Source organism: Pseudocitrobacter sp. 73 (assembly GCF_008369545.1).
GTDB lineage: Bacteria > Pseudomonadota > Gammaproteobacteria > Enterobacterales > Enterobacteriaceae > Pseudocitrobacter > Pseudocitrobacter vendiensis.
In genome coordinates this window covers 23,626-47,330 of record NZ_VTZO01000006.1, presented here as the reverse complement: position 1 = coordinate 47,330, position 23,705 = coordinate 23,626, and the positions used below count along the sequence as shown (strand labels likewise).

General features: G+C 49.2%; 24 protein-coding genes and 3 tRNA genes. 19 read left to right on the top strand and 8 right to left on the bottom strand.

What is annotated here, in order from left to right:
- Positions 1-4 precede the first annotated feature (4 nt).
- Genes fliT through fliD form a run of 3 tightly spaced genes read right to left on the bottom strand, consistent with a single transcriptional unit; the run spans position 5 to position 2,214 of the window.
- Positions 5-379 carry a flagella biosynthesis regulatory protein FliT gene (gene fliT / locus F0Q32_RS05030; RefSeq protein ID WP_149462198.1) on the bottom strand — a complete coding sequence of 125 codons (375 nt, stop codon included), beginning with the start codon at positions 377-379 and terminating at the stop codon, positions 5-7.
- Positions 379-789, bottom strand: coding sequence for a flagellar export chaperone FliS (gene fliS / locus F0Q32_RS05025; protein ID WP_149462197.1), 411 nt, complete (start codon positions 787-789; stop codon positions 379-381). The genes fliT and fliS overlap by 1 nt, the downstream gene beginning before the upstream one ends.
- A 15-nt stretch (positions 790-804) precedes the next feature.
- The gene (fliD, locus tag F0Q32_RS05020; RefSeq protein ID WP_149462196.1) at positions 805-2,214 is read right to left on the bottom strand and encodes a flagellar filament capping protein FliD; all 1,410 of its coding nucleotides are present in this window, start codon (positions 2,212-2,214) and stop codon (positions 805-807) included.
- A 247-nt stretch (positions 2,215-2,461) separates the two neighbouring features.
- Between fliD and F0Q32_RS05015 the strand changes: the two genes are divergently transcribed.
- The 8 genes from F0Q32_RS05015 to sdiA all read left to right on the top strand — a co-directional run bounded on the left by F0Q32_RS05015 (position 2,462) and on the right by sdiA (position 9,538).
- A complete protein-coding gene (locus tag F0Q32_RS05015) occupies positions 2,462-3,742 on the top strand; it encodes a FliC/FljB family flagellin (protein WP_149462195.1) in 1,281 nt (426 codons plus the stop codon).
- A gap of 162 nt (positions 3,743-3,904) precedes the next feature.
- A complete protein-coding gene (locus F0Q32_RS05010; protein WP_113857143.1) occupies positions 3,905-4,627 on the top strand; it encodes an RNA polymerase sigma factor FliA in 723 nt (240 codons plus the stop codon).
- A 38-nt stretch (positions 4,628-4,665) separates the two neighbouring features.
- Positions 4,666-5,211, top strand: a complete 546-nt coding sequence (fliZ, locus tag F0Q32_RS05005) for a flagella biosynthesis regulatory protein FliZ (protein WP_149462194.1) — start codon at positions 4,666-4,668, stop codon at positions 5,209-5,211.
- Between the two features lie 85 nt (positions 5,212-5,296).
- On the top strand, positions 5,297-6,097 hold the full coding sequence (gene tcyJ, locus F0Q32_RS05000; RefSeq protein ID WP_015963961.1) for a cystine ABC transporter substrate-binding protein: 801 nt from the start codon (positions 5,297-5,299) through the stop codon (positions 6,095-6,097).
- A 93-nt stretch (positions 6,098-6,190) separates the two neighbouring features.
- Positions 6,191-7,177, top strand: coding sequence for a D-cysteine desulfhydrase (gene dcyD / locus F0Q32_RS04995; protein ID WP_015963962.1), 987 nt, complete (start codon positions 6,191-6,193; stop codon positions 7,175-7,177).
- 15 nt (positions 7,178-7,192) lie between these two features.
- Positions 7,193-7,861 carry a cystine ABC transporter permease gene (tcyL, locus tag F0Q32_RS04990; protein WP_149462193.1) on the top strand — a complete coding sequence of 223 codons (669 nt, stop codon included), beginning with the start codon at positions 7,193-7,195 and terminating at the stop codon, positions 7,859-7,861.
- Positions 7,858-8,610 (top strand): L-cystine ABC transporter ATP-binding protein TcyN, encoded by a 753-nt coding sequence (gene tcyN / locus F0Q32_RS04985; protein ID WP_149462192.1) that lies wholly within the window; start codon positions 7,858-7,860, stop codon positions 8,608-8,610. Before tcyL ends, tcyN begins: the two co-directional genes overlap by 4 nt.
- Positions 8,611-8,815: 205 nt before the next feature.
- Positions 8,816-9,538 carry a transcriptional regulator SdiA gene (sdiA, locus tag F0Q32_RS04980; RefSeq protein ID WP_149462191.1) on the top strand — a complete coding sequence of 241 codons (723 nt, stop codon included), beginning with the start codon at positions 8,816-8,818 and terminating at the stop codon, positions 9,536-9,538.
- A 67-nt stretch (positions 9,539-9,605) separates the two neighbouring features.
- Here the strand turns inward: sdiA and F0Q32_RS04975 are convergent, their stop codons facing one another.
- The gene (locus F0Q32_RS04975; RefSeq protein ID WP_149462190.1) at positions 9,606-9,830 is read right to left on the bottom strand and encodes a DUF2594 family protein; all 225 of its coding nucleotides are present in this window, start codon (positions 9,828-9,830) and stop codon (positions 9,606-9,608) included.
- 453 nt (positions 9,831-10,283) lie between these two features.
- On the opposite strand from F0Q32_RS04975, the gene uvrY reads away from it, so the two are divergent.
- The 6 genes from uvrY (at position 10,284) to F0Q32_RS04945 (ending at position 13,810) form a co-directional block, all read left to right on the top strand.
- On the top strand, positions 10,284-10,940 hold the full coding sequence (uvrY, locus tag F0Q32_RS04970) for a UvrY/SirA/GacA family response regulator transcription factor (protein ID WP_015963967.1): 657 nt from the start codon (positions 10,284-10,286) through the stop codon (positions 10,938-10,940).
- Positions 10,937-12,769 (top strand): excinuclease ABC subunit UvrC, encoded by a 1,833-nt coding sequence (gene uvrC, locus F0Q32_RS04965; RefSeq protein WP_149462189.1) that lies wholly within the window; start codon positions 10,937-10,939, stop codon positions 12,767-12,769. The genes uvrY and uvrC overlap by 4 nt, the downstream gene beginning before the upstream one ends.
- A 54-nt stretch (positions 12,770-12,823) precedes the next feature.
- The gene (gene pgsA, locus F0Q32_RS04960; protein ID WP_015963969.1) at positions 12,824-13,372 is read left to right on the top strand and encodes a CDP-diacylglycerol--glycerol-3-phosphate 3-phosphatidyltransferase; all 549 of its coding nucleotides are present in this window, start codon (positions 12,824-12,826) and stop codon (positions 13,370-13,372) included.
- 151 nt (positions 13,373-13,523) lie between these two features.
- A tRNA-Gly gene (locus F0Q32_RS04955) sits at positions 13,524-13,599 on the top strand.
- Positions 13,600-13,637: 38 nt separating this feature from the next.
- Positions 13,638-13,711, top strand: a tRNA-Cys gene (locus F0Q32_RS04950).
- Positions 13,712-13,723: 12 nt separating this feature from the next.
- A tRNA-Leu gene (locus tag F0Q32_RS04945) sits at positions 13,724-13,810 on the top strand.
- Between the two features lie 240 nt (positions 13,811-14,050).
- Here F0Q32_RS04945 and F0Q32_RS04935 read toward each other — a convergent pair.
- Positions 14,051-14,791 (bottom strand): hypothetical protein, encoded by a 741-nt coding sequence (locus F0Q32_RS04935; protein ID WP_001721490.1) that lies wholly within the window; start codon positions 14,789-14,791, stop codon positions 14,051-14,053.
- An 80-nt stretch (positions 14,792-14,871) separates the two neighbouring features.
- On the opposite strand from F0Q32_RS04935, the gene F0Q32_RS04930 reads away from it, so the two are divergent.
- The 4 genes from F0Q32_RS04930 (at position 14,872) to F0Q32_RS04910 (ending at position 17,885) form a co-directional block, all read left to right on the top strand.
- On the top strand, positions 14,872-16,074 hold the full coding sequence (locus F0Q32_RS04930; protein ID WP_001721489.1) for a site-specific integrase: 1,203 nt from the start codon (positions 14,872-14,874) through the stop codon (positions 16,072-16,074).
- Between the two features lie 376 nt (positions 16,075-16,450).
- Positions 16,451-16,822: a hypothetical protein gene (locus F0Q32_RS04920; RefSeq protein ID WP_255475144.1), complete on the top strand. Its 372-nt coding sequence runs from the start codon at positions 16,451-16,453 to the stop codon at positions 16,820-16,822.
- 25 nt (positions 16,823-16,847) lie between these two features.
- Positions 16,848-17,357, top strand: coding sequence for a hypothetical protein (locus F0Q32_RS04915; protein ID WP_001721485.1), 510 nt, complete (start codon positions 16,848-16,850; stop codon positions 17,355-17,357).
- A 93-nt stretch (positions 17,358-17,450) separates the two neighbouring features.
- A complete protein-coding gene (locus F0Q32_RS04910) occupies positions 17,451-17,885 on the top strand; it encodes a DUF2787 family protein (protein WP_047741667.1) in 435 nt (144 codons plus the stop codon).
- A 624-nt stretch (positions 17,886-18,509) separates the two neighbouring features.
- Here the strand turns inward: F0Q32_RS04910 and F0Q32_RS04905 are convergent.
- Both F0Q32_RS04905 and F0Q32_RS04900 read right to left on the bottom strand, forming a co-directional pair.
- Complete coding sequence (locus F0Q32_RS04905) at positions 18,510-19,328, bottom strand: DUF726 domain-containing protein (RefSeq protein WP_001721482.1); 819 nt, start codon at positions 19,326-19,328, stop codon at positions 18,510-18,512.
- 62 nt (positions 19,329-19,390) lie between these two features.
- Positions 19,391-20,293 (bottom strand): YafY family protein, encoded by a 903-nt coding sequence (locus F0Q32_RS04900; RefSeq protein WP_001721481.1) that lies wholly within the window; start codon positions 20,291-20,293, stop codon positions 19,391-19,393.
- A 389-nt stretch (positions 20,294-20,682) separates the two neighbouring features.
- Here F0Q32_RS04900 and F0Q32_RS26085 point away from each other — a divergent pair, with 389 nt between their 5' ends.
- A complete protein-coding gene (locus F0Q32_RS26085) occupies positions 20,683-21,009 on the top strand; it encodes a hypothetical protein (protein ID WP_000280681.1) in 327 nt (108 codons plus the stop codon).
- Positions 21,010-21,057: 48 nt separating this feature from the next.
- On the opposite strand, the gene F0Q32_RS04895 is transcribed toward F0Q32_RS26085, so the two are convergent.
- Complete coding sequence (locus tag F0Q32_RS04895; RefSeq protein ID WP_149462188.1) at positions 21,058-23,658, bottom strand: hypothetical protein; 2,601 nt, start codon at positions 23,656-23,658, stop codon at positions 21,058-21,060.
- Between the last annotated feature and the right edge of the window lie 47 nt (positions 23,659-23,705).

Genomic DNA, 23,705 nt, shown 5'->3' with positions numbered 1-23,705 from the left:
GGGATTAATGGCTGGTGTCGTTGCTGCTTTGCGGCAACAGAACATGCCCCCCTTGATTACCGTAGGTGGTGAGTACCGATTTTTGTAGGGAGGATTGACCTACAAGCGTGGCCAGCTCATCCATCCTCAGTTGTAAAAGACGTTTTACTTCGGCTTCGTTATCCAGCACGGCGCGTAATAGTGGGCGGAGCTGGTCCTGAATGGCGCCCGACGGCGGATTCTGCTGGGTGAGCTCCGCGACCTGATGCACCGCACGCACGTACTCCATCTCACTGGCGATCAATTCATCCCACAAACCCTGTGTGGCAAGGCGGAGCATCGTTTTGCTTTTCTCAACCAACTGTTGCCAGGCAATATACAAGTGCGGTGCGTGGTTCATTAGACGGCGTCCTGAATCAAGTTTGGCGTAAGTAACGACTCCTTCCACGCATCTGCGATATTGCGCAGCAAGCCTTCCACTTCCTCAACGGCGGCGACATCATTATGCAGATTAGCCTGCAACAGGCGTCGCACCATATAGCTGTACAGCGAAATAAGATTCAGTGTGAGTTCATCACGGCTGTTCTCATCCAGCCCCACTTTCAGGCCGTTTTCGATAATATTAATCGCCTTCGATAGCGAGAGCCCTTTACCTTCTAACTGATTGTCCTGCATAAACAGGCGAGCACGAACCAGTGCGCTGAGGGCCCCGTCAAACAGCATGGTCACCAGCTGCGGCTGGCTGGCGCTCATGACTGCGCTCTCTACTCCGATTTGTGCGTAGGCCTGCGTGCCTTTTGCGCCGTACATGTCGTCTCCTGCTAATTATTTAGAGTTGCTGCTGGACGTATCGAACTGCTGCGTCAGGTAGCTGCTGGTCGAGTTTAGGGAGTTCATCAGCACGTCCAGTTGGGTGAACTGCGCTTTGTAGCGCGCCATCATTGTGTCGATACGATCGCTGGCGGCGTTGTACTGATCCGTCAGATTATTCAGCGTTTTACTGACGCCATCTTTCGCCGCCTGGATAATCCCGGTGGTAGAAAGCCAACTGGTGAGGTTGTTGCCAATCGTGGTAGTGACGCCGGTATTTTTGCCGTCGCCGATAAACATATCGCCCACGCCGGAGGCATCTTTTTTCAGCGCCGCCTGCAGTTTTTCGGTCGACAATTCAAGCTTGCCGGTGCTGGCGTCGGTGGTAATGCCAATCTGCGACAACGTTTTGTAATCGGAACTACTGTGCGTATTGCCCAGCAGGGTTTTCAACTGCGTCTGGATCGTGCGCAGCGTGGAATCGCCGAGCAGTGCGCCGTTGCTGGTGTCCTGGCTCTCTGCGCCCGCATCAACGGCGGTGTATTTGGTCAGGCTGCTAAACGTATCCTGCAGCGCGTTATAAGCGTCCACCCATGCTTTCACCGCGCTTTCAGCTTTTGAGGTGTCTTTGGTGATGGTCAGCGTCTGGTTGCCGGTGGTGACATCATTCAGATTGAGGGTGATATCTTCCAGCGCATCGCTGATGGTGTTGCTGCTGTTTTCAATCGGAACGTTGTTGACCGTCAGTTTGGCGTTCTGCGCGGTGACGCTCTCTTCCATGCCGTTGCTGGACGCTTTCGGGTCGTAGCCCATAAAGCTTTGCAGGGCGCTGTCACCGCTCACGCTCAGGGTCATTGCGTTGGCGCTGCCCGTATCGTTCGAGGTCACCGAGAGGCGATACTGTCCGTTGCCGACGTTGATAATACTGGCGCTGACGCCTGCTTTTGCATTGTTGATGGCGTCGCGGATACCGGTTAGCGAGGAGTTGGCCGCGCTGATATCAATGGTCACCGGATCTTTCCCGCCGCCCTGCTGGATAGTCAGCACGCTGTCACTGCTGGCAATAGCGGTTTTGGTGTCGGTTTGGCTGTTTTTGGTGGTCAGCGTTTGCGCCTGCGCCAGCTGAGTGATGCTGATGGTGTATTTCCCGGCAATCGCGCTCCCGGTGGTGGTGGCGCTGAACGCGGTGCTGCTGCTGGTGGTGGAGGTGGCGGTAAAAAGGTCGGCTTTATTCAGCGCAGTGTTGGCAGTCTGAAAGGTTTCCAGCGCGCTTTTTAATGTGCCGTAGGCGCTCAGTTTCGCGGTATATGAACTCTGCTGTTTTGAAATTGGCGTCAGCGTCGATTTTTGCGCCGCCTCAAGACTGTCCAGAATGCCGCTCAGATCCAAACCCGACCCGACGCCCAGCGTTGAAATACTTGCCATTATGAATTCCTTAATCGTGTGACACGTAGAACGAATACCGGGGTTATCGGCGGGAATGGCGCAAAGTTTACGATTAATTTTGCGTATTTAATGGCGAGAATAGGACGGTGTGAGGAGAGTATTTCGGCGGCTAGAAAAAAATTCTAAAGGTTGTGAGTGACCAGACGATAACAGGTTTGACGGCGACGAAGCCGAAGGGTGGAAGCCCAATACCTAAACCGTAGACTTGAAAACAGGAAAAGAAATCATGGCACAAGTCATTAATACCAACAGCCTCTCGCTGATCACTCAGAACAACATCAACAAAAACCAGTCTGCGCTGTCCAGCTCTATTGAGCGTCTGTCATCTGGCTTGCGTATTAACAGCGCAAAGGATGATGCAGCGGGCCAGGCGATTGCTAACCGTTTTACCTCTAACATCAAGGGCCTGACTCAGGCTGCACGTAACGCCAACGACGGTATTTCTCTGGCACAGACCACTGAAGGCGCGCTGTCTGAGATCAACAACAACTTGCAGCGTGTGCGTGAACTGACTGTACAGGCTTCAACTGGCACCAACTCAAAATCTGATTTGTCATCTATTCAGGACGAAATCAAATCTCGTCTGGAAGAGATTGACCGCGTATCTGGCCAGACTCAGTTCAACGGCGTGAATGTGCTAGCTAAGAATGACAAGATGTCTATTCAGGTTGGCGCTAACGATGGTCAGACCATCACTATCGATCTGCAACAGATTGATTCGACCACTCTGAATTTAAAGGGCTTTAGCGTAGAAGACGTTGCTGCAACAACCTTATCTGCAACGGCGACTACCTCTATCGGTGGAACACCAGCCGTTACGGCCCCGGTTACTTTTAATGATGCGGGTGCCGGTACGGCAGCCGATGGTTTGTTCACGGACGGAGGCGGTAATTACGCCGTGAAAGTTGGTGCTGATTACTTCACTGCCACTTATGATGATACAACTGGTGCAGCGTCTTATGATTCAACCGATGCAGCCACTAAAGTGGCGTCCGGTAGTATTGCTACTTTCTCAACAGCAGTAACCACCTATGAAAAGACTCCGGCCTCAGGCGGGACAACACTGACAGGTGAAACTGGTGATGGTGTCTTTGAAGCACAGGATGCAGATGGGAAAGGTACTGGCGTTTATTACGTCAAAGATGGTGCTGATTATTACAAAGCAGATATCGCGACCGATGGCACCGTAACTAAAGGGGATAAGGCTGATTTATCCGCGCAGGCTAAAACAGCTAATCCGCTGGCTGCCCTTGACGACGCTATCAGCCAGATCGACAAATTCCGCTCCTCCCTCGGTGCGGTACAAAACCGTCTGGATTCTGCGGTCACCAACCTGAACAACACCACCACCAACCTGTCTGAAGCGCAGTCCCGTATTCAGGACGCCGACTATGCGACCGAAGTGTCCAACATGTCGAAAGCGCAGATCATTCAGCAGGCCGGTAACTCCGTGCTGGCGAAAGCCAACCAGGTTCCTCAGCAGGTTCTGTCTCTGCTGCAGGGCTAATCGCCTGAATGCCTCGCAAACCCCGCTCCGGCGGGGTTTTTCACGTTTCCACTTCCCCGACTGCGCAAATAACCCCTCATTTCACCCACTATTCCCTCAATTAAAAATTATGCAGAAACGGATAATTATGCCGATAACTTAATTAATGCAGGGCTGTTTATCGTGAATTCACTCTATACCGCTGATGGTGTAATGGATAAACACTCGCTATGGCAACGTTACGTACCTCTGGTGCGCCATGAGGCACTGCGCCTGCAGGTGCGATTGCCGGCGAGTGTGGAACTTGACGATTTGCTCCAGGCGGGCGGCATAGGGTTATTGAATGCCGTTGAACGCTACGACGCTCTGCAGGGCACGGCATTTACCACTTACGCAGTGCAACGCATCCGTGGGGCGATGCTGGACGAACTACGCAGCCGGGACTGGGCACCGCGTAGCGTTCGGCGTAACGCGCGTGAAGTTGCGCAGGCGATGGGGCAACTGGAACAGGAACTGGGCCGTAACGCGACCGAAACAGAAGTTGCGCATCGGTTGGGCATTCCCGTTGAAGAGTACCGTCAGATGCTGCTCGATACCAATAATAGCCAGTTGTTCTCCTACGATGAGTGGCGGGAAGAGCATGGCGATAGCGTCGAGATGGTGACGGAGGCAAATCAGCAGGAAAATCCGCTACACCAATTGCTGGAGGGGAATCTCCGACTACGCGTGATGGAAGCTATCGAAGCCCTTCCAGAGCGGGAAAAATTGGTGCTGACGCTCTATTATCAGGAAGAGCTCAATCTGAAAGAGATTGGCGCGGTACTGGAAGTGGGGGAGTCGCGAGTCAGTCAGTTGCATAGCCAGGCAATCAAACGCCTGCGCACTAAGCTGGGTAAGCTGGAGTAATGCCGCATAAGAAATGACGACGTGGAGTTTTCACCACTATGCAGCAATTAAAAAGACGGCCTTTAAGCCGCTACCTTAAAGACTTTAAACACAGCCAAACACATTGTACTCACTGCCATAAAGCGCTCGATCGGGTGACGCTTGTTCGCCTTGGCGAAATCGTTAACAAACTCGCCATCGCCCGTCTGGATATGCTGATGGACGAGGAGACCTGGTTACAGCAGCGTGGCGAGTGGGCTGCGCTATGCCGCTTCTGTGGCGACCTGCACTGCAAAGAGCAGAGTGATTTCTTTGATATCATTGGCTTTAAGCAGTTTCTCTTTGAACAGACCGAAATGAGCCCCGGCACGGTGCGTGAGTATGTCGTGCGCTTACGGCGTCTGGGCGAGCATCTGGTTAAAAATAATATTCCCCGAAACCTGCTGCAGAAAGGCGCGCCGGATGAGATATTAATTCCCTGGCTGCCGCTGACCAGCACCAATAATTATCGTATTGCGCTACGAAAATATACGCAATTTGTTAATCGGGCTGGCATGGTACCGGGTCAGAACCTCGCGTATCCCGCGACCTCTGATATATATTAAAACGGAATAGCTTATAACTGTCTGGTGTTTGTCTGTTTTCACAAACGGCCTACACTACAAAAAAAGCAATCTTTTCGGGGGTATAATGAAATTAGCACTTTTCGGTCGTCAGGCACTGATGGGCGTGATGGCAGTGGCTCTGATGGCAGGTGTCAGCGCGAACACGTTTGCAGCGGAAAATCTGCTTAACCAGGTGAAAGAGCGCGGCACGCTGCGCGTTGGTCTGGAAGGCACCTATCCGCCGTTCAGCTTCCAGGGCGACGATGGCAAACTGACCGGTTTTGAAGTCGATTTCGCCAACGACCTGGCGAAACATCTGGGCGTAAAAGCAGACCTTAAACCGACCAAATGGGACGGGATGCTGGCGTCACTGGATTCCAAACGCATTGATGTGGCGATAAACCAGGTGACCATTTCACCTGAACGTCAGAAAAAATATGATTTCTCTACCCCGTATACCATCTCCGGTATTCAGGCGCTGGTGAAAAAAGGCAACGAAGGTTCCATTAAAACCCCGGCTGACCTGAAAGGGAAAAAAGTGGGCGTGGGTCTGGGCACCAACTACGAAGAGTGGCTGCGTCAGAATGTGCAGGGCGTAGATGTTCGCACCTATGATGATGACCCGACGAAATTCCAGGATCTGCGCGTAGGCCGTGTTGACGCCATTCTGGTTGATCGCCTGGCAGCGCTGGATATGGTGAAGAAAACCAATGACACGCTGGCCGTCACTGGTGAAGCGTTCTCTCACCAGGAATCTGGCGTGGCGCTGCGCAAAGGCAATGAAGACCTGCTGAAAGCGATTGATGGCGCGATCGATGCCATGCAGAAAGACGGCACCATGAAAGCGCTGTCTGAGAAATGGTTCGGCGCTGACGTGACGAAATAATCGAAGTTGCTTAAAAAAGGCGCTAACAGAGCGCCTTTTTTTATTTCCGCGGCAACTGGGTGCATAATCAAGAGAATTTAGTCAGGAGGTTTCATGTCTCTGCAAAACTTAACGCGCTTCCCGCGCCTCGAATTTATTGGCGCGCCGACGCCGCTGGAATATCTGCCGCGTTTTTCCGATTACTTAGGGCGCGACATTTTTATCAAACGCGATGACGTCACGCCGCTGGCGATGGGCGGCAATAAACTGCGTAAACTGGAATTTCTGGCGGCAGATGCGCTGCGTGAAGGCGCGGATACGCTGATTACCGCCGGGGCCATTCAGTCGAACCACGTGCGCCAGACCGCTGCCGTAGCCGCGAAGCTCGGCCTGCACTGCGTGGCGCTGCTGGAAAACCCGATTGGCACCACGGCGGAAAACTATCTGACCAACGGTAACCGCCTGCTGCTGGATCTGTTCAATACCCAGGTGGAAATGTGCGACGCGCTGACCGATCCGAACGCACAGCTGGCTGAACTGGCGACGCGCATCGAAGCACAGGGTTTTCGTCCCTACGTCATTCCGGTAGGCGGCTCTAACGCGCTGGGTGCGCTGGGTTATGTCGAAAGCGCGCTGGAAATCGCGCAACAGTGTGAAGGTGCGGTGGCGATTTCTTCCGTGGTGGTGGCGTCAGGTAGCGCAGGTACTCACGCCGGGCTGGCGGTGGGCCTTGAGCAGGTGATGCCGGATGCGGAACTGATTGGTGTCACCGTTTCGCGCAGTGTCGCGGACCAAAAACCAAAAGTGGTGACGCTGCAGCAGGCCGTTGCCGAAAGCCTTGAGGTGAGCGCCAGTGCCGATATTCTGCTGTGGGATGACTATTTTGCCCCGGCTTACGGCATGCCAAATGAAGCTGGCATGGAAGCGGTGAAACTGCTTTCTCGCCTCGAAGGCATTCTGCTGGACCCGGTCTATACCGGCAAAGCGATGGCCGGGCTTATCGACGGTATTACGCAGAAACGCTTTAAGGATGAAGGGCCGATTCTGTTTGTTCATACGGGCGGCGCGCCTGCGCTCTTCGCCTATCATCCGCATATCTAACGTAGAAAAAGACTTATGCAAGAGAGTATACAACTGGTTGTTGATTCGCTGCCCTATCTGCTCAAAGGCGCGGTATTCACGCTGCAATTGAGTATTGGCGGCATGTTTTTTGGTTTGGTGCTGGGGTTCCTGCTGGCGCTGATGCGCATGTCGCAAATCTGGCCGGTGCGCTGGCTGGCGCGATTCTACATCTCTATTTTCCGCGGAACGCCGCTTATCGCACAGCTGTTTATGATTTACTACGGCCTCCCGCAGTTTGGCATTGAATTAGATCCTATCCCGTCGGCGATGATTGGTCTGTCGCTGAATACGGCGGCGTATACGTCTGAAACGCTGCGTGCGGCGATCTCTTCTATCGATAAAGGCCAGTGGGAAGCGGCCGCCAGTATCGGGATGACGCCGTGGCAAACGCTGCGCCGGGCGATTCTGCCGCAGGCTGCGCGGGTTGCGCTGCCGCCGCTGTCGAACAGTTTTATTAGCCTGGTGAAAGACACCTCGCTTGCGGCGACGATTCAGGTACCGGAGCTGTTCCGTCAGGCGCAACTGATCACTTCGCGCACGCTGGAAGTGTTCACCATGTATCTCGCGGCGTCGTTGATCTACTGGGTGATGGCGACGGTGCTCTCCTCGCTGCAAAACTACTTTGAAAATCAGCTTAACCGCCAGGAGCGTGATCCAAAATGAGTGCCATCGATGTAAAAAACCTGGTGAAAAAGTTCCATGGTCAGACGGTGCTGCATGGCATCGATTTGCAGGTAAACGAAGGTGAAGTTGTGGCGATTATCGGGCCGAGCGGCTCGGGGAAAACCACGCTTCTGCGCAGCATTAATTTGCTGGAACAGCCGGAAGGCGGCACCATTCGGGTGGGTGATATTACCATCGACACGGCAAAATCCATCAGCCAGCAGAAGGGGCTAATTCGCCGTCTGCGTCAGCATGTGGGGTTTGTCTTCCAGAGCTTCAATTTGTTTCCCCACCGGACGGTACTGGAAAATATCATTGAAGGCCCGGTGATTGTGAAAGGGGAAAATAAGGCTGAAGCCAGCGCGCGCGCGCGTGAGTTACTGGCGAAAGTGGGCCTGACCGGGAAAGAGGGGAGCTATCCGCGCCGCTTATCCGGCGGTCAGCAGCAGCGTGTGGCTATCGCCCGCGCGCTGGCAATGCGCCCGGATGTGATTCTGTTTGATGAGCCGACGTCTGCGCTGGATCCCGAACTGGTCGGCGAGGTGCTGAACACCATTCGCCAGTTGGCTCAGGAGAAACGTACCATGGTGATTGTGACGCACGAGATGAGTTTTGCGCGCGATGTCGCCGACCGGGCCATATTTATGGATCAGGGACGCATTGTGGAGCAGGGCGAGGCGAAAGCGCTGTTTGCTAATCCGCAGCAGGCGCGTACCCGTCAGTTCCTCGAAAAATTCCTCATGCAATAAGCCGCAATCAATTACCGTCCTTAACCAAAATCAGGACGGTAATTGCCTCGCCCTCCCGCAGACTTCCCTGACATATCTCAGCCCGGCAGTCGAAAATTAAGTTAATTTTGCGGGAATGTAATATTTTATACATATAAGCACTGTTTATGTGTTAGTTTTCTGTATTGATAAAAACAATTCTCAATAAGAGGCTTTCTCGTTCGTTATGAGGGACAGTGACTTTTTCAGTTGGCGGCGGGAGATGCTGCACCGTTTTCAATCCGCATCGACCAGCGACCAAATTTATACGCTTCTGCAGCAGCAAACCGAACGCCTTGAATATGACTTCTTCTCGCTGTGCGTGCGCCATCCGGTACCATTCACGCGACCTAAAATTTCACTTTATACCACCTATCCTGACGCCTGGATGTCGCATTACAAAGCAGCGAATTATCTGGCAGTCGATCCGGTGCTGAAGCAGGATAATTTCCGTCTTGGTCATTTACGCTGGGATGACGCGTTATTCTGTGAAGCCCAGGAGCTGTGGGATGCCGCACGCGATCATGGTCTGCGCACCGGCGCGACACAATGCCTGATGCTTCCTAATCATGCTCATAGTTTCTTTTCGGTATCACGGACTCACGCCACAGAAGCGGGGCCGTATAGTGATGAAATAGAACTTCGTCTGCAAATGTTATTAGAGATGAGTTCCCTTGCGCTATTACGCGTAGAAGATGAAATGGTTATGCCGAGGACGATGAAGTTCAGTAAACGTGAACTGGAAATACTACAGTGGACGGCAGAAGGTAAAACGTCGGCGGAGATTTCGATGATTCTGTCAATTTCCGAGAATACGGTGAACTTTCACCAAAAGAATATGCAGAAGAAATTTGACGCGCCCAATAAAACACAGATTGCCTGTTATGCGGTGGCGATTGGTCTCATCTGACTCTTTTTAAGGTTCTGCGTGTCAGACTGGAAACCGGCTGCAGGCATTGCTTACAGCCGGTTTTTTATTACTGGCGGTAAGCTTGTTTAATTTGCTTAACGGTGCTGGAAAATACAGCAGACTGGTGTTCATCTTCCAGCAGTGCAATTTGCTTTTCCATTTTGAGAATCACGCGGCCTGCATCTGCCTGACCCATGGCCTGTAGCATCAGCGTCAGCATGGCTTTCAGACAGGATACCTCCTGCGCCAGGTGTTGATTATTCTCCGCGGTGGAAAAATCAGGTGTGCTCATTTATTGCCTCGTATGATTTCTGCGCTGGTGCGCGATACTGGATAGTGAAGGGCGCGAAGTATACCACAAGCCAGTAGAAAAAAAGGAGTGCTTGTTTTTTACCCGCCGCTTTCACCTTTCCTGATAATTAAAAATGGCCGGAACAGTGATTATGCACACAAAATGTTTAAATCTGGTTCACTCATCGTTAATTATTGTTACATATTATATTGCGTATTTCTCATCTGCGAAAAATTGTCCATATTTGGACAAATTGCGCAGAAAGTTGTAAAAAGTGCGCGTTGCATCTCACTGTTTTTAAGACGTTTCCAGCGGATGTACATTCTAATTTCCAAAAACGAGATCAAAATCGACGCTGTGACACTTTTAGACTTTCAAAATTGATATAAAACCCGGTACTATGGAGGTGAATTAAGAGGCAGTAGCGTTATCCCTATTCTGGAGATTATTCCTTTGATCAACGTCCTTCTTGTTGATGACCACGAACTGGTGCGCGCAGGGATACGACGCATTCTCGAAGATATAAAGGGTATTAGGGTCACCGGTGAAGTTAACTGCGGCGAAGACGCTGTGAAGTGGTGCCGCGCTAATCCCGTTGATGTTGTACTGATGGATATGAACATGCCGGGCATCGGCGGCCTGGAGGCCACGCGTAAGATTGCGCGCTCTGCGGTTGATACAAAAGTGATTATGTTAACCGTTCATACCGAAAATCCGCTTCCCGCCAGGGTTATGCAGGCAGGGGCGGCTGGCTATTTAACGAAAGGGGCAGCGCCACAAGAAGTGGTGAATGCCATCCGCTCTGTCTTCTCTGGTCAGCGCTATATCGCTTCCGATATTGCACAGCAGATGGCCCTGAGTCAGATAGAGCCGGAAAAAACTGAATCGCCATTCGCCAGTTTGTCTGAACGCGAATTGCAGATTATGCTGATGATCACTAAAGGCCAAAAAGTAAATGAGATCTCAGAGCAGTTGAATCTGAGTCCCAAAACGGTGAACAGCTATCGCTATCGAATGTTCAGCAAATTAAACATTCACGGTGATGTGGAGCTGACTCACCTGGCAATTCGCCATGGTCTGTGCAATGCGGAGTCGTTAGCAAGTCAGTGAGTGAAGTTTTTGATTCAAAAGCCTTCCTGAAAACGGTCACCAGCCAGCCCGGCGTCTATCGCATGTACGATGTCGGCGGCACCGTTATTTACGTTGGTAAAGCCAAAGATCTAAAAAAACGCCTCTCCAGCTATTTTCGTCGCCAGGTCTCTTCCCGTAAAACGGAAGCGCTGGTGGCGCAAATTGCGCAGATAGACGTGACCGTGACACATACGGAAACCGAAGCGCTGCTGCTGGAGCATAACTACATCAAACTCTACCAGCCACGTTATAACGTGCTGCTGCGTGATGATAAATCCTATCCCTTTATTTTCCTGAGCGGCGATACCCACCCACGGCTGGCGATGCACCGTGGCGCGAAGCATGCGAAAGGGGAGTATTTTGGTCCGTTCCCTAACGGCTATGCTGTGCGGGAAACGCTGGCGCTGTTGCAAAAAATCTTCCCGATCCGTCAGTGTGAAAATAGCGTGTACCGCAATCGCTCGCGTCCCTGTCTGCAATACCAGATAGGCCGCTGCCTTGGGCCCTGCGTGGCCGGGCTGGTCAGCGAAGAAGAGTACGCGCAGCAGGTCGACTATGTGCGCCTGTTCCTCGCCGGGAAAGATGATCAGGTATTGACGATGCTGATCGCGCGGATGGAAAAAGCCAGCCAGGCGCTGGAGTTTGAAGAGGCGGCGCGCATTCGTGACCAGATTCAGGCGGTTCGCCGCGTGACCGAGAAACAGTTTGTCTCGAATAACGGCGATGACCTCGACGTTATCGGCGTCTCGTTTGAGGCAGGAATGGCTTGCGTCTATGTGCTCTTTATCCGACAGGGTAAAGTGCTGGGCAGTCGCAGTTACTTCCCGAAAGTGCCCGGCGGTACGGAACTGGACGAAGTGGTGGAAACTTTCGTCGGTCAGTTCTACTTCCAGGGCAGCCAGATGCGTACTCTGCCAGGGGAAATCCTGCTCGACTTTGCGCTCAGTGATAAAACGCTGCTGGCCGATTCCTTATCTGAGCTGGCCGGGCGACGTATTCACGTTGAAACCAAACCGCGCGGTGACCGCGCACGCTACCTGAAACTTGCCCGCACCAACGCGGCGACGGCGCTCACCACCAAACTTTCGCAACAGTCTACTGTGCATCAGCGCCTGAAAGCGCTGGCGACGCAACTGGAGCTGCCCGAGATCAAGCGTATGGAATGTTTTGATATCAGCCACACGATGGGGGAACAGACCGTGGCCTCCTGCGTGGTGTTTGATGCGAACGGGCCGCTGCGCGCCGAGTATCGCCGCTACAATATTACCGGGATCACGCCGGGCGATGACTATGCCGCGATGAATCAGGTGCTGCGACGCCGCTATGGCAAAGATATAGAAGAGAGTAAGATCCCGGATGTCATACTCATCGACGGCGGGAAAGGGCAACTGGGCCAGGCAAAAGCCGTTTTTGCTGAGTTGGATGTCGCGTGGGATAAAAACCATCCTTTACTGCTCGGCGTGGCGAAAGGCAGCGACCGTAAAGCCGGGCTCGAAACGCTGTTCTTCGAACCGGAAGGCGAGGGCTTTAGCTTACCGCCAGATTCGCCTGCGCTGCACGTTATCCAGCATATTCGTGACGAATCACACGATCATGCGATTTCCGGGCACCGTAAAAAACGCGCTAAAGTAAAGAGCACCAGTACGCTGGAGACTATCGAAGGCGTTGGGCCGAAGCGACGTCAGATGCTACTCAAGTACATGGGTGGCCTACAGGGCTTGCAGAATGCAAGCGTAGAAGAGATAGCAAAAGTTCCGGGTATCTCTCACGGCCTGGCAGAAAAGATCTTCTACTCGTTGAAACATTAGGGGCTCTGTAGCAACATAGGGCTAATATTTACTAACAACAGATAGTTACCTTGCATGCAATATAATATTCCTACGTTGCTTACCCTGTTCCGCGTCATCCTTATCCCGTTCTTTGTGTTGGCGTTTTATCTCCCGTTCGTCTGGGCGCCATTCGCCTGCGCGCTTATCTTCTGTATTGCCGCCGTGACAGACTGGTTTGATGGCTATCTGGCGCGTCGCTGGAACCAGAGTACGCGTTTTGGCGCGTTCCTTGACCCGGTAGCCGATAAAGTGATGGTGGCGATTGCCATGGTGCTGGTGGTGGAACACTATCACACGTGGTGGGTGACGTTGCCGGCTGCCATTATGATTGGCCGTGAAATCATCATTTCTGCTCTGCGTGAGTGGATGGCAGAACTGGGTAAACGCAGTAGCGTGGCAGTCTCCTGGATCGGCAAAGTGAAAACCACCGCGCAAATGGCCGCCCTGGCGTGGCTGCTGTGGCGTCCTAATGAGTGGGTTGAGTGGGCCGGTATTGTGCTCTTCCTGTTTGCGGCGGTGCTGACGCTGTGGTCAATGCTGCAATATTTGAACGCTGCGCGTGCAGATTTGCTTGAACAGTGATCGTTTCGGCGTAATTTTCAGCAAACAACACAAAGTTGCGAAAAATACCGTTGACTCAGTGCGTCAGATAAGTAGAATGCAACGCATCGAACGGCAGCACTGATTGCCAGACGATAGCAAAATCAAGTGGTTAGCAAAGCAACTTGATGATGCGGGAATAGCTCAGTTGGTAGAGCACGACCTTGCCAAGGTCGGGGTCGCGAGTTCGAGTCTCGTTTCCCGCTCCAAATTAAAGCATCGGCAGTTGCGGGTGTTAAGTTTTAAAGGCGCGTTAGCAAAGCGGTTATGTAGCGGATTGCAAATCCGTCTAGTCCGGTTCGACTCCGGAACGCGCCTCCACTTTCTTCCCGAGCCCGGATGGTGGAATCGGTAGACACAAGGGATTTAAAATCCCTCGGCGTTCGCGCTGTGTGGGTTCAAGTCCCACTCCGGGTACCATGGGAAACATCAGAATAATCAAAGCAATAAGCAGTGTCGTGAAACCACCTCCGGGTGGTTTTTTTGTGCCTGAAATTCATGTCCTGTGCATATCCTGTGCTCATGGGGTGCAATGAGCTGCAATCTCCAGCCTGGCAATGCCGAATCGAACGTGTCGCCTCCAGCATAGAGAACCAGGCCGCTTTGCCTGTTTTCCGGTACGCTTCCGGGAAGGGGGCCCGCTGAGCAAGCTGTAATGCTCTAGCCACCCTGAGTACAAAGTTGCTTAATTCGTGCAATCACCTCATCTCTGTACTTCTGGTGTCCGCGCATAGCCCGTGGATGGGCAATTCTGAAACAGATTGCATTACCTGTTTTGAACTCCCATAGCTTCCCCGGAATGACTGAAGAAGTCTCATAGCCGCCCAGCTCAGTAAGCACCTGTTTTATGATGTAGTCTGTTCTCCGGGCTCCAGATGCAAAGATGATGAAATCAGGCTCAAGGTGTTTAATTTGTACCGCCAGTAGCTTCAGCGAGGCTAATATGACTTCCTGCAATTCATTTTGAGGGCGATTGAGAGGGGTCAGTCCGTCGTAATCCCACGCCAGTAGATTGGCATACACGATAGCCTGAGGAGGAATATTAAGCTCCCGGGCCAGCCTGAAATGATATTGCGTGAAGCGGCTACGTGATTTGAGGTTGGTGGTGCCATCATTTTGTACCGGAAGATGTTTCCTGTAACGATCTACAGCCTCTTCAACCACCTGCCCGATGGTGACGTCAGGCATAAGTCCCAACACCCGTGATATCGTATTCTTACCATTCAGCGTATTCCAGCCAGCGGTTTCACGTCCAACCAGCATGATTTTTACCGGTGAATGCCAGTATTCTTCAAACGGCACGGGTAAAAAGACGCCTGAGTATTTATCTTCATTCAGGTTAAATGACTGGGCGTCAACTTCCTGTAATATCCGTTTGTACGCGTCTAATAGCCTTTCCATTCTTCAATCCTGCCCCGTAATAAAAACACCTTCAGATATATATTATTTTCATGATATCAATCAGATATATGAGGATAAATATGCAAAAATCCTTCCGATTCACCAATTCATCCATCAAAGCCCTTCCGGCAAACACAGATACCCGATCTACAGAGCTTGAGGTATCTGATACCGAGGTCATTGGCCTCAAATGCCTCTCAGGTCGAACGGGTAACAAACGTTTCCTCCTGCGCTACACATTCCACGGTACCAAAAAAAGTATCAGTATTGGCAGATTCCCTGAAATTGATGTGGGGACAGCCCGTCAGATAGCTCGTCGTCACAAGGAGGCGATTGCACTGGGAAATGACCCTAAGGCAGAACGCGATAATTATCGTGCTATGCCAACGCTTAGTGAGTTTTTTCACCAGACCTATGTTCCGTTCATCAAGCGCCATAAAAAGTCCTGGGATAAGGATGTTCAGCGTTTCACGCAATACATTGAACCTCGTCTGGGGAAGATACGTTACTGCGACCTTCGGGCCCGGGAAATCCAGCAGGTGCTTTTCGACATGCTTGAGGGTCGTATTCACGGCCAGCAGTATGCACCGTCAACCTGTAACAGGGCACTGGCTATTCTGAAAACTATGGGGCGTTATGCGCTACGACAGGATGTCCTGGAGAAGAATGAAGCCGATAAGATCCCTTTGCTGAAGGAGAATAATCAGCGGACGCGCTTTTTTGACGCCGATGAGATCAGAAGGATCCTCGACGCTGCGGCACGATATCCCAATAAGGCTGCCGGGGGACTAATAGCCATGCTGTTGTTAACCGGTACCCGCAAATCAGAAATGCTTAACGTCATGCACAAACATATTGATCGGGATAACAGGTCGTTATTCATTCCTTATACTAAGAATGGTCGCAGCAGAACTGTGTATCTCAGTGATGTTGCATTATCTATTATTGATTCGATCCCACGGGCTGGCAGCAACCCCTATCTGTTTGCCGTAAAAGATAATGGAAAACCAATATCAGAACCCCGGTGGGCCTATGAAAAAATACTGGCAGAGTGCGGGATAGATAAAAGTGAAGTCTGTTTCCACACTACGCGCCATTCCGTCGCATCATTACTTGTCTCCAGCGGACAGTACAGTCTGTATGACGTTAAAGCCCAGCTGGCGCATGCCAGTATTCAGAGTACGGAGCGCTACGCAAAACTGACACCAGAGCGAATGCGTCAGACCGGGCAGGGTGTTACCGACCTTCTTTTACCCCCCGTAGCTACCAGTAAAGAACAGTGATTTTTGCGTCTCTTAAACGTGGAGAATGATTATGACGTTAAAGTGCCCTAAGTGCGGTAGTCGGAATACAGTCACAGAAACTGCCGGAAATATAGCAAAGGTGACTCGCGATGACCGGTTTCTGACATCGACATCCGGTTATATTAGCCCGGAGCAATTACCAGAATTGCTTAAAGAAATCATCAGGGCGATACAGCGTCTATTTGGATTCCTTAAACAGCGTGAAAGAAATAATGCGCCAGTGCTTATCTGCAAGGATTGTGGATATTATGAAAGAATATAGATGACCACTGAAGGCAATTCCAGATTCTTTACCCTGTCTATGTAACCCCGATACTTAAAACGTATCGGGTTTTTTGTTTATGAGGATTATTCAATGAAATTTATCTCGAACTGGCAAGACCTGCCGTCGCTCCTTCTTCCCGATTCAGTTATGACTGTCCTGAGAAAAGAACTGATACTTCCATTTGATGATGAACTTTCCGCAATGAATTTTTGGGGCGAGGTGGGTGTAACATTAATGTACATTGAACCCGGTGATGTTCCCGAAGATATTAAACGACACGTACTGGATGTAATTCATCATTTAATTGCAAACCCTGAGTTCGTGGTCCATCTGACAGATGAATATTACTTGATGCTATCAATTACAGAAGATAATGGAAATGGTATTTATCTGCTATTTCATCCGGAATACCCTTTGAAGGGGATTGACACATTAATGTCTATGGCGGAATCCCGTCTGTAAATCAGATTAAAATCAGGAGATGAAAATGAGAAAATCAAAGTTAGAGAAAAATAATAATGAACACGAGAAGCTGGAGTTAAATAATGATTTAAGTGATATTGAAAAAGGTATCACTGAAGATGGCCAAATATTACCTGAAGAGAGTTATAAGCTGCTCATTGAATCAGGACAGGCGGAAAAAATCAGCCCTAAAGCCAGCGGTATTCTGACATGGCAACTGGCTATGTCTGAAACGGATAATGAACTTTACCTGCGTCTCATGGCAAATGGCAGCGGTGGATTGTTCTCTAAAGACTGGGTCCCACTTTCTAAGATTGAAAGTGTACTCGAAGTTCAACCGACAACGGGCTTCACATCAGGCGTATTCAGATCATTATTTAAAGGAGCAAGTGCCAATAATGCTGGTTTTCTGGCTGCTGTTTTACGCTCACCGGATATATGTCTGCTTGAGGCGCACCCTGAGAAGTTGTTTACGCATGTTTTATATGCTGACTGGCGGGCGCGTCTTAAAACACTCGGTAAGGTTGGCGATTGAGAAAGGATTGCGAAGAATTAATTCTTTACCAGAACTGTTATACAACCAGAAACTACTACACACCTCTACTCACCTTTTACAGGAAAATCTATTATGCAAACCCAGTATGTCTTAAAACAGGCAGGATTAACGCTGCCTGTCACTAAATTATTTCAGCAGCACATCGTTACGCTTCTGGCAGAACAATCTCAGCAAACATCGGTCAGGGCAGTAGTCATTAATTTTCGTGACCCGGACTACAGTGCAGAATCCGGCGGATTTCATCCGGTTGAAATGCGGTTCATCCGCCAGGATAACGAATGGTATTTCGACTATGTCACAGACTTTAGTTACATGGGACGAGTCTATCCGGAGCTGGAAAAGGAAATGGACTTTTGTTGGTCAGGTCAATACGTCTTCCATTATCTGGCTGGGGATATTTCACTGGCGGCAGAGAGGAATGAACTCTGGTCCTTATGGGAGGGTAATTTTATGGATTACCTGTCTATGGGGATTTACCGGGTAACGGTAACTGTGGAAAGTTGTTGACCTGTTATGAACAGGAAGAAAACGGGCATCTTTGTAATCCTCTTCATGCGCAGTACATCGCAGCATGATGATGATACTGGTTGTACCGGACCGTTCGCATAAACATGTGCAGACACGGGGGATCTCAGATCCCTCGTGATTTTTGCCCCCTATGGTGCATTCTCCAGTAGCAGGGTGATAACGGTTAATTCATTACCCCAACGACAGTATTACACCGGTAATAAATATTCATGAATACAGTCAGTTATGTGGGTTTTGAGGTGGACTATGTCATCGTTGACGATAACTGAAGGTTTTACAGATGTATAAAACTCGCGGTGAAAGGATCGCAGAAAGGCTGTGCTGGATATTACTTCAACTGTATACCGGTAATACGGTATCGGTTAATGATATATGTCAGCGTTTCGCGGTCAGTCGCCGAACCGGACAGCGTGATTTGTTGAGAGTTGAAACTGTAACGGAAACTATTTCACCTGGAAGGGTAAGGCTGGCAAGTTTGATAAGGGAACGGGTCAGACGAAATTTCTAATCGAATCCATATAAATACTTAAATATGAAAACGTAACGGGAGTTGATGTGCGCTCCCGTTATAATATAAGATTTTTTTTACTCTAAGTTGTTTTACTACTTGAGTGACGTTAATTCAGGCACGGTGATGTCTTCGTGGTGTGTTAAATTTGCAAGGTCAATAATATCATTAAATAATTTTATATCGTCGTCAGTGAGCTCTACGTCTGGATCAGCTAAATCGGCACAGGTAACATTTAACCAGTGTATTAATGAATCAATCCTTTTTGAAGTAATATATTCAGTGTGACCAATATCCCACTTCCAGTTGATCACCCGAGCAGGTCCGAATCTCACCTCCCGAACCCCAATTGGCGTTACTGACTCTACGAGAGGGTATATCGTGTTAAGCACTTTATCATGTTCACTGTAGATATTTAAATGCCCCATCTTTGAACCGTAAGTCATTTTCATTATATTCTCAGTATAACTTGTTATTGGGGTGGCTCCAGCCATAGATATTGTTAAAAGGGTATTGTCATTCTTAATGTAGGGTAATGTATTATTTATTAATCGAGTTCCTAAAGAATGTCCCATGATGATCACATTACGCTTTTCTTTATCATATATCTCATTTATGATTCGCGCTAATTTATCTCTGTTATTAACCGATGCTTTAGTTGCATTATACCAGGCCTGACGCGCTTTAAATGGGATGGAGATTGATGACAATAAAGGGGGCGTTCTCAGGGGGAGGAGAGTATATAATCCCCATTTATTCGCTATGTTAGAACTTAATATGGATAGTAGATTTGCTGATTCCCATTGAAAGTACCTGACATCAAGGTCACACCCTGCTTCAATTCGGTTTAACCATGAAATGTCATTTTCGGTCAGAAATCCTGATACAATAATAAGAACTGGGTATTTATTCATGGTAACTCCATTTATTTAGCTTACAGAAATAGCATTCAGTGATAATGATATTACCCGAGTCTCTACGGGGCGTTACTTGGCTGGGTGTAACGTTTCAGTGCGGATTGTATATCTTCAGTAAGTTGTTGACGGACTGAGAGGGGTCGTATTACTTCGATATCCGGCATCCAGTATTTCATTAAAGGTATTATCTGATTTGTGTGTGCTACACGTGATATTATCAGTAAATCGCCATTCCGGGAAGTATGAATTATTTCCTGCCTCGGTAATAGATGACGGCGGGTAAACCACGGAGCAACATGTGCGGAAACTGAAATGAGAACTTCGATAAGATCTTCGCCATACCAGATACCATCTGTTTTTTCTATTTCTTCATTAATTTCGGGGGGTATACTGAAAGCGATATTACTCACGCAAACATCTTTGATAGATGAGATAACAAAGCTTTTTAATGTGCTGTTATGGGAGGCTGCTAGGTACCACAACCCTTTGTCATTAACCAGCCTGTATGCCTCAACAGCCCGAAACTCTTTATCTTTGTAATTAAAATTTACTTTCTTCTGTGACAGGATGGCATCGGATAATACATTCAGTATTGACATGAATGATCCGCAGTTTTCGTATGGGCGTTGTTTTATCAGAAACTGGTTGTTTTTCGTGTTACCCAATAAAATACCCAGTAGCCTGTCATCCCAGCGAGGGAACAGCCCTTCAATGCCCAGGATGCGCGTGAAATGACGTAAATCAGCATTGCTGCGTTGACCGAGAACACCGTTAGACAGGCGATAGCGACCATTTTGTCGAATCAGACTAAGATAGCACAGGCGCTGAGTAAGATCACGACGAATAGTTTTTTCGCAAACGTTAAATTCCTCAGATAGCTCCCGGACGGCTAGTGATTCACCATTGTTCAGGCGAGTTAAAATCAATCCGAGTCGATATCCAAGTTTATCGTGCTTACCCATTCGTTTAACCGGTTAATGCCAGCGAAAAGGATATTTTCAGCAAAGCAACGGACAAGATGAGTCCACTTTTACCGTGGTGGAGAAAAAAATTAAATCTTTAATTATCAATATACTAAAACATACGTAGACTGATCGAATAACATGTGGACTTATCCTGTTCATGTGTATTTTTACGTTCAGGGTGATGATTATTATCCTGACCTGTGCATGACCTGTTTTTGCTGCATATTTGGCCATGCACTTTTGCCATCAAGTCAGAGAGACAGGGGCACCGTAAGAGACGAAGGTTGCTGCCTGTGATGAGAGGTTATCAGCAATTACAATGGTCACTAATATTTACATAATGTCGGAGAACATCATTTTAGTTGAAATAACATAAAGGCGGTTCTATGTATTTACATATCAGAAAGTATCAACTCGTAAATGCGAGATGGCGTGATATCATTGATTTGACGGATTATGAAGAAACAATCAAGCAGGTTGTGAGTACATTATTTGGAAATGATTTTATTGAGGTCAGAGTTGAAACGCGTTGTTTTATTCTGACGGTAAACAGCACAAGCAGTAAAATACCAAATGGTATACTGGTGAATATGGGGAAAAGGCTGGCGGCTAATCTCGAGAGTATCACCTGTCATGCCATGAGGATCTATCATGTAAATGGTCATCCTGATGCACGGCAGTTATTTCACTGTTTTGATGCCGATTGTCTGTGATTAAGCCCCCAACTTCTGTTAAAGGAGTTGGGGGCGATTTATCTTTTATCACACGGGAAGACCGAATGTCGGATATTTACGGGCGATGATATCCATCAGTCGCTTCATTCGCAGTGTTACAGAGCCAAATTTCATTTGGGGTATCTTTGCTCTTACCGCATTTTTTACATCAGTCACTGTTACTGAATAGCCTTCTGACGTCAGCCATTCAGCAACCTCTTTACAGGAATAACTTTTTTTATCTTTCGGCATCAGCCCCCATTGGCACTGAGTCAGCGCCCGGAGAAATAGTCTGACTAAAATATCATCACTACGTTTGCTTCCGACTTTTAGTTTCATATCAGAAAACACCGTCCGGCAATAGAGAAAATCACACCAGTCATCCCAGTCAGCCAGGGTCTTCAGTGTATGCGTTTGCCGCCAGTCGTCGAAAAGGGAGCGTTGCTGCAGAGCCTCTTCCATATTATCCCACGGGCGGGAAGACATCAGTAAATGCCCTTCATTCATGGCGGGCTGTACGGGCTGGCGTTTGAAATCGAATTCCAGATTAAGACGAATATCCTGTTCCCGGGATACCAGATCGCTTTCCGACAGCCACATCTCACGCGTTGATATCAACGTACTTCGGGATAACGTCTGACCGGGTAAACGATTAAGGTAAAGATCTACCATATAGTCGTTATAGTCACTGCGTGGAATATCGGCAGGAGGTTTAACGCCAGCCCTGGCATGAACAACAGGTTTTCCCTGAATAGCTTTATAGGTTAACTGCCCCCGGGTTTTCATGGCGATAAGTTGGCTAACCTCATGCTTGCATGTCAACATTGATGAGCCCGGATCAACAATATCGCACAGCGACTGGAATCGGGAAGACAGTGGACCGCTCATGTTTATCTTGTTAAGTGAACAATTTGTCAAAAAGCCATCGGTTGTGACGCTGACAACGGTTGAATCAGAAGGCAAAGCATTCATGAGTTCCCCGACAACGGCGCGGATAAATCCCGTCACATGCGCAGCAAAGAATGGCTGAGTAACCGATGATGGCGGGAGGGATCTGTTTACCCCACGGGCAGTATCAAAGGCGGTTTTGGCGCGAAGCCCCTGAGCAAGTTTGCCATAAAGCGAGTTGCCAATTTCTTTCCAGAATTTCTCCTCCAGAGAACCTTTAATATGGCGATTGCGGTTCTCCCGGACCTGTTGAACAAAGGGAAGAAACACCGATGTTGATTCGCTGTTATGTGGGGAGGTATCACAGCGCCAGGGGACGATGATCCCGTTATGGATCGTAATATCAGCCCCGAGTGCCAGAGCAAGTGCGATTTCAGGTGCCGTTGCCCATGATTCGCCACTTAATGGAAAGAATAACCCATATTGATCGGTCCGAACCGGCAGGCTGGGATAGGGAACTGATTCCGGGAACCGAAATGTGACAAGCGCAAATCCCATTACATGCCCACAGTAATCGTCCGGATTTTTACTGAGGCGGATGTTCCCGTAATCGGGTGTGAGGATATCTAATAGCCCGGTGGTATACGCTCCAGCCAGATCGTAGTCATACCAGTGATCAGACGGTGTAACCCCCATCATAAAACACTCATTGCGTCCGCCGTGGTAACAGTTGATCGGGAACGTTTCAAACAGCTCTCTTGAAGGAACACTGGCGGGGTTTTTAATCGTCCGGAATGCCTGTTTCTCCGTGAGCCAGAGTTCACGGGTTTTAATGTGTGTCCCAAGGCAGACTTCAGGAGACATATTGTTTTCTTTCAGTGTTTTGGTGAACCGTGAAACTGCCATCGCCCCGATGGTGGCGGGGACACGATCAATCATCAGCTCCCGGGCGCAAAAATTGCGAACCTGTAAAGCATAACGAACCGCAATCTCGGCATCCCGCAGAGCATAGGCTTCAAACCCTGCTCTGTCGCCCAGAAGATATTCACGCATATTGGTTATGGAATAAGGTGCAGGAATGGTGAGTTTGGGAAGACCCAGTAATTCACCACATTCAGCCAGACCCATACCCCCGGGAGTGATAAGCAGTGTATCGATGAAAGCTACGTTACTGCAACGCGGAGGGGAAGTTCGTTTGTCAAACATTATCTGTTCAGTCTTTACGCGACGTTCCTGCTGTTCATCAAAATCGATACCGTAACGATTTTTGAAGCTGCTGACAGTACCGCGTATTCCTTTCAGAAGAATTTTGTAGTCTGACCAGAAATTGGCAAAGGAGGCGATATCCGCACGAATGAAATGCGCATATATATTAATAATACCGGGCCATTTTGTAATCACACCCGTTTCAAGAAGCGGTGTAATCGTTTGACAGAGAAAGTCCTTAAAAGACAGCCGGGATTTTTTCTGTGAGTCAGGTGGATAGATAATGTTCGATACACCAGTGTTATCGGGTAAGACGACATAACTCTGATATGACAGAATATCATTCTGTCGTGTTTCAGGGTTGAAAACATATTCGGTATCAAAACCGATATGGAGTGTCAGGTCACTTGAAATAACAGATACTTTTTTTGATGCAGGTGGTATCACAGGATAATCATCAAGCGTTTTAGGTCTTTTAAGATTGAGCGCTGGCTCTGAAGTCACGGACTGATACCCCGAGGCGGCAGCGAGGATGTCCTGCAAATTATGGCTCATAGTTAACTCCGAAAAAATGCCGGGAGTTTGTCCCCCCCGGCATAATG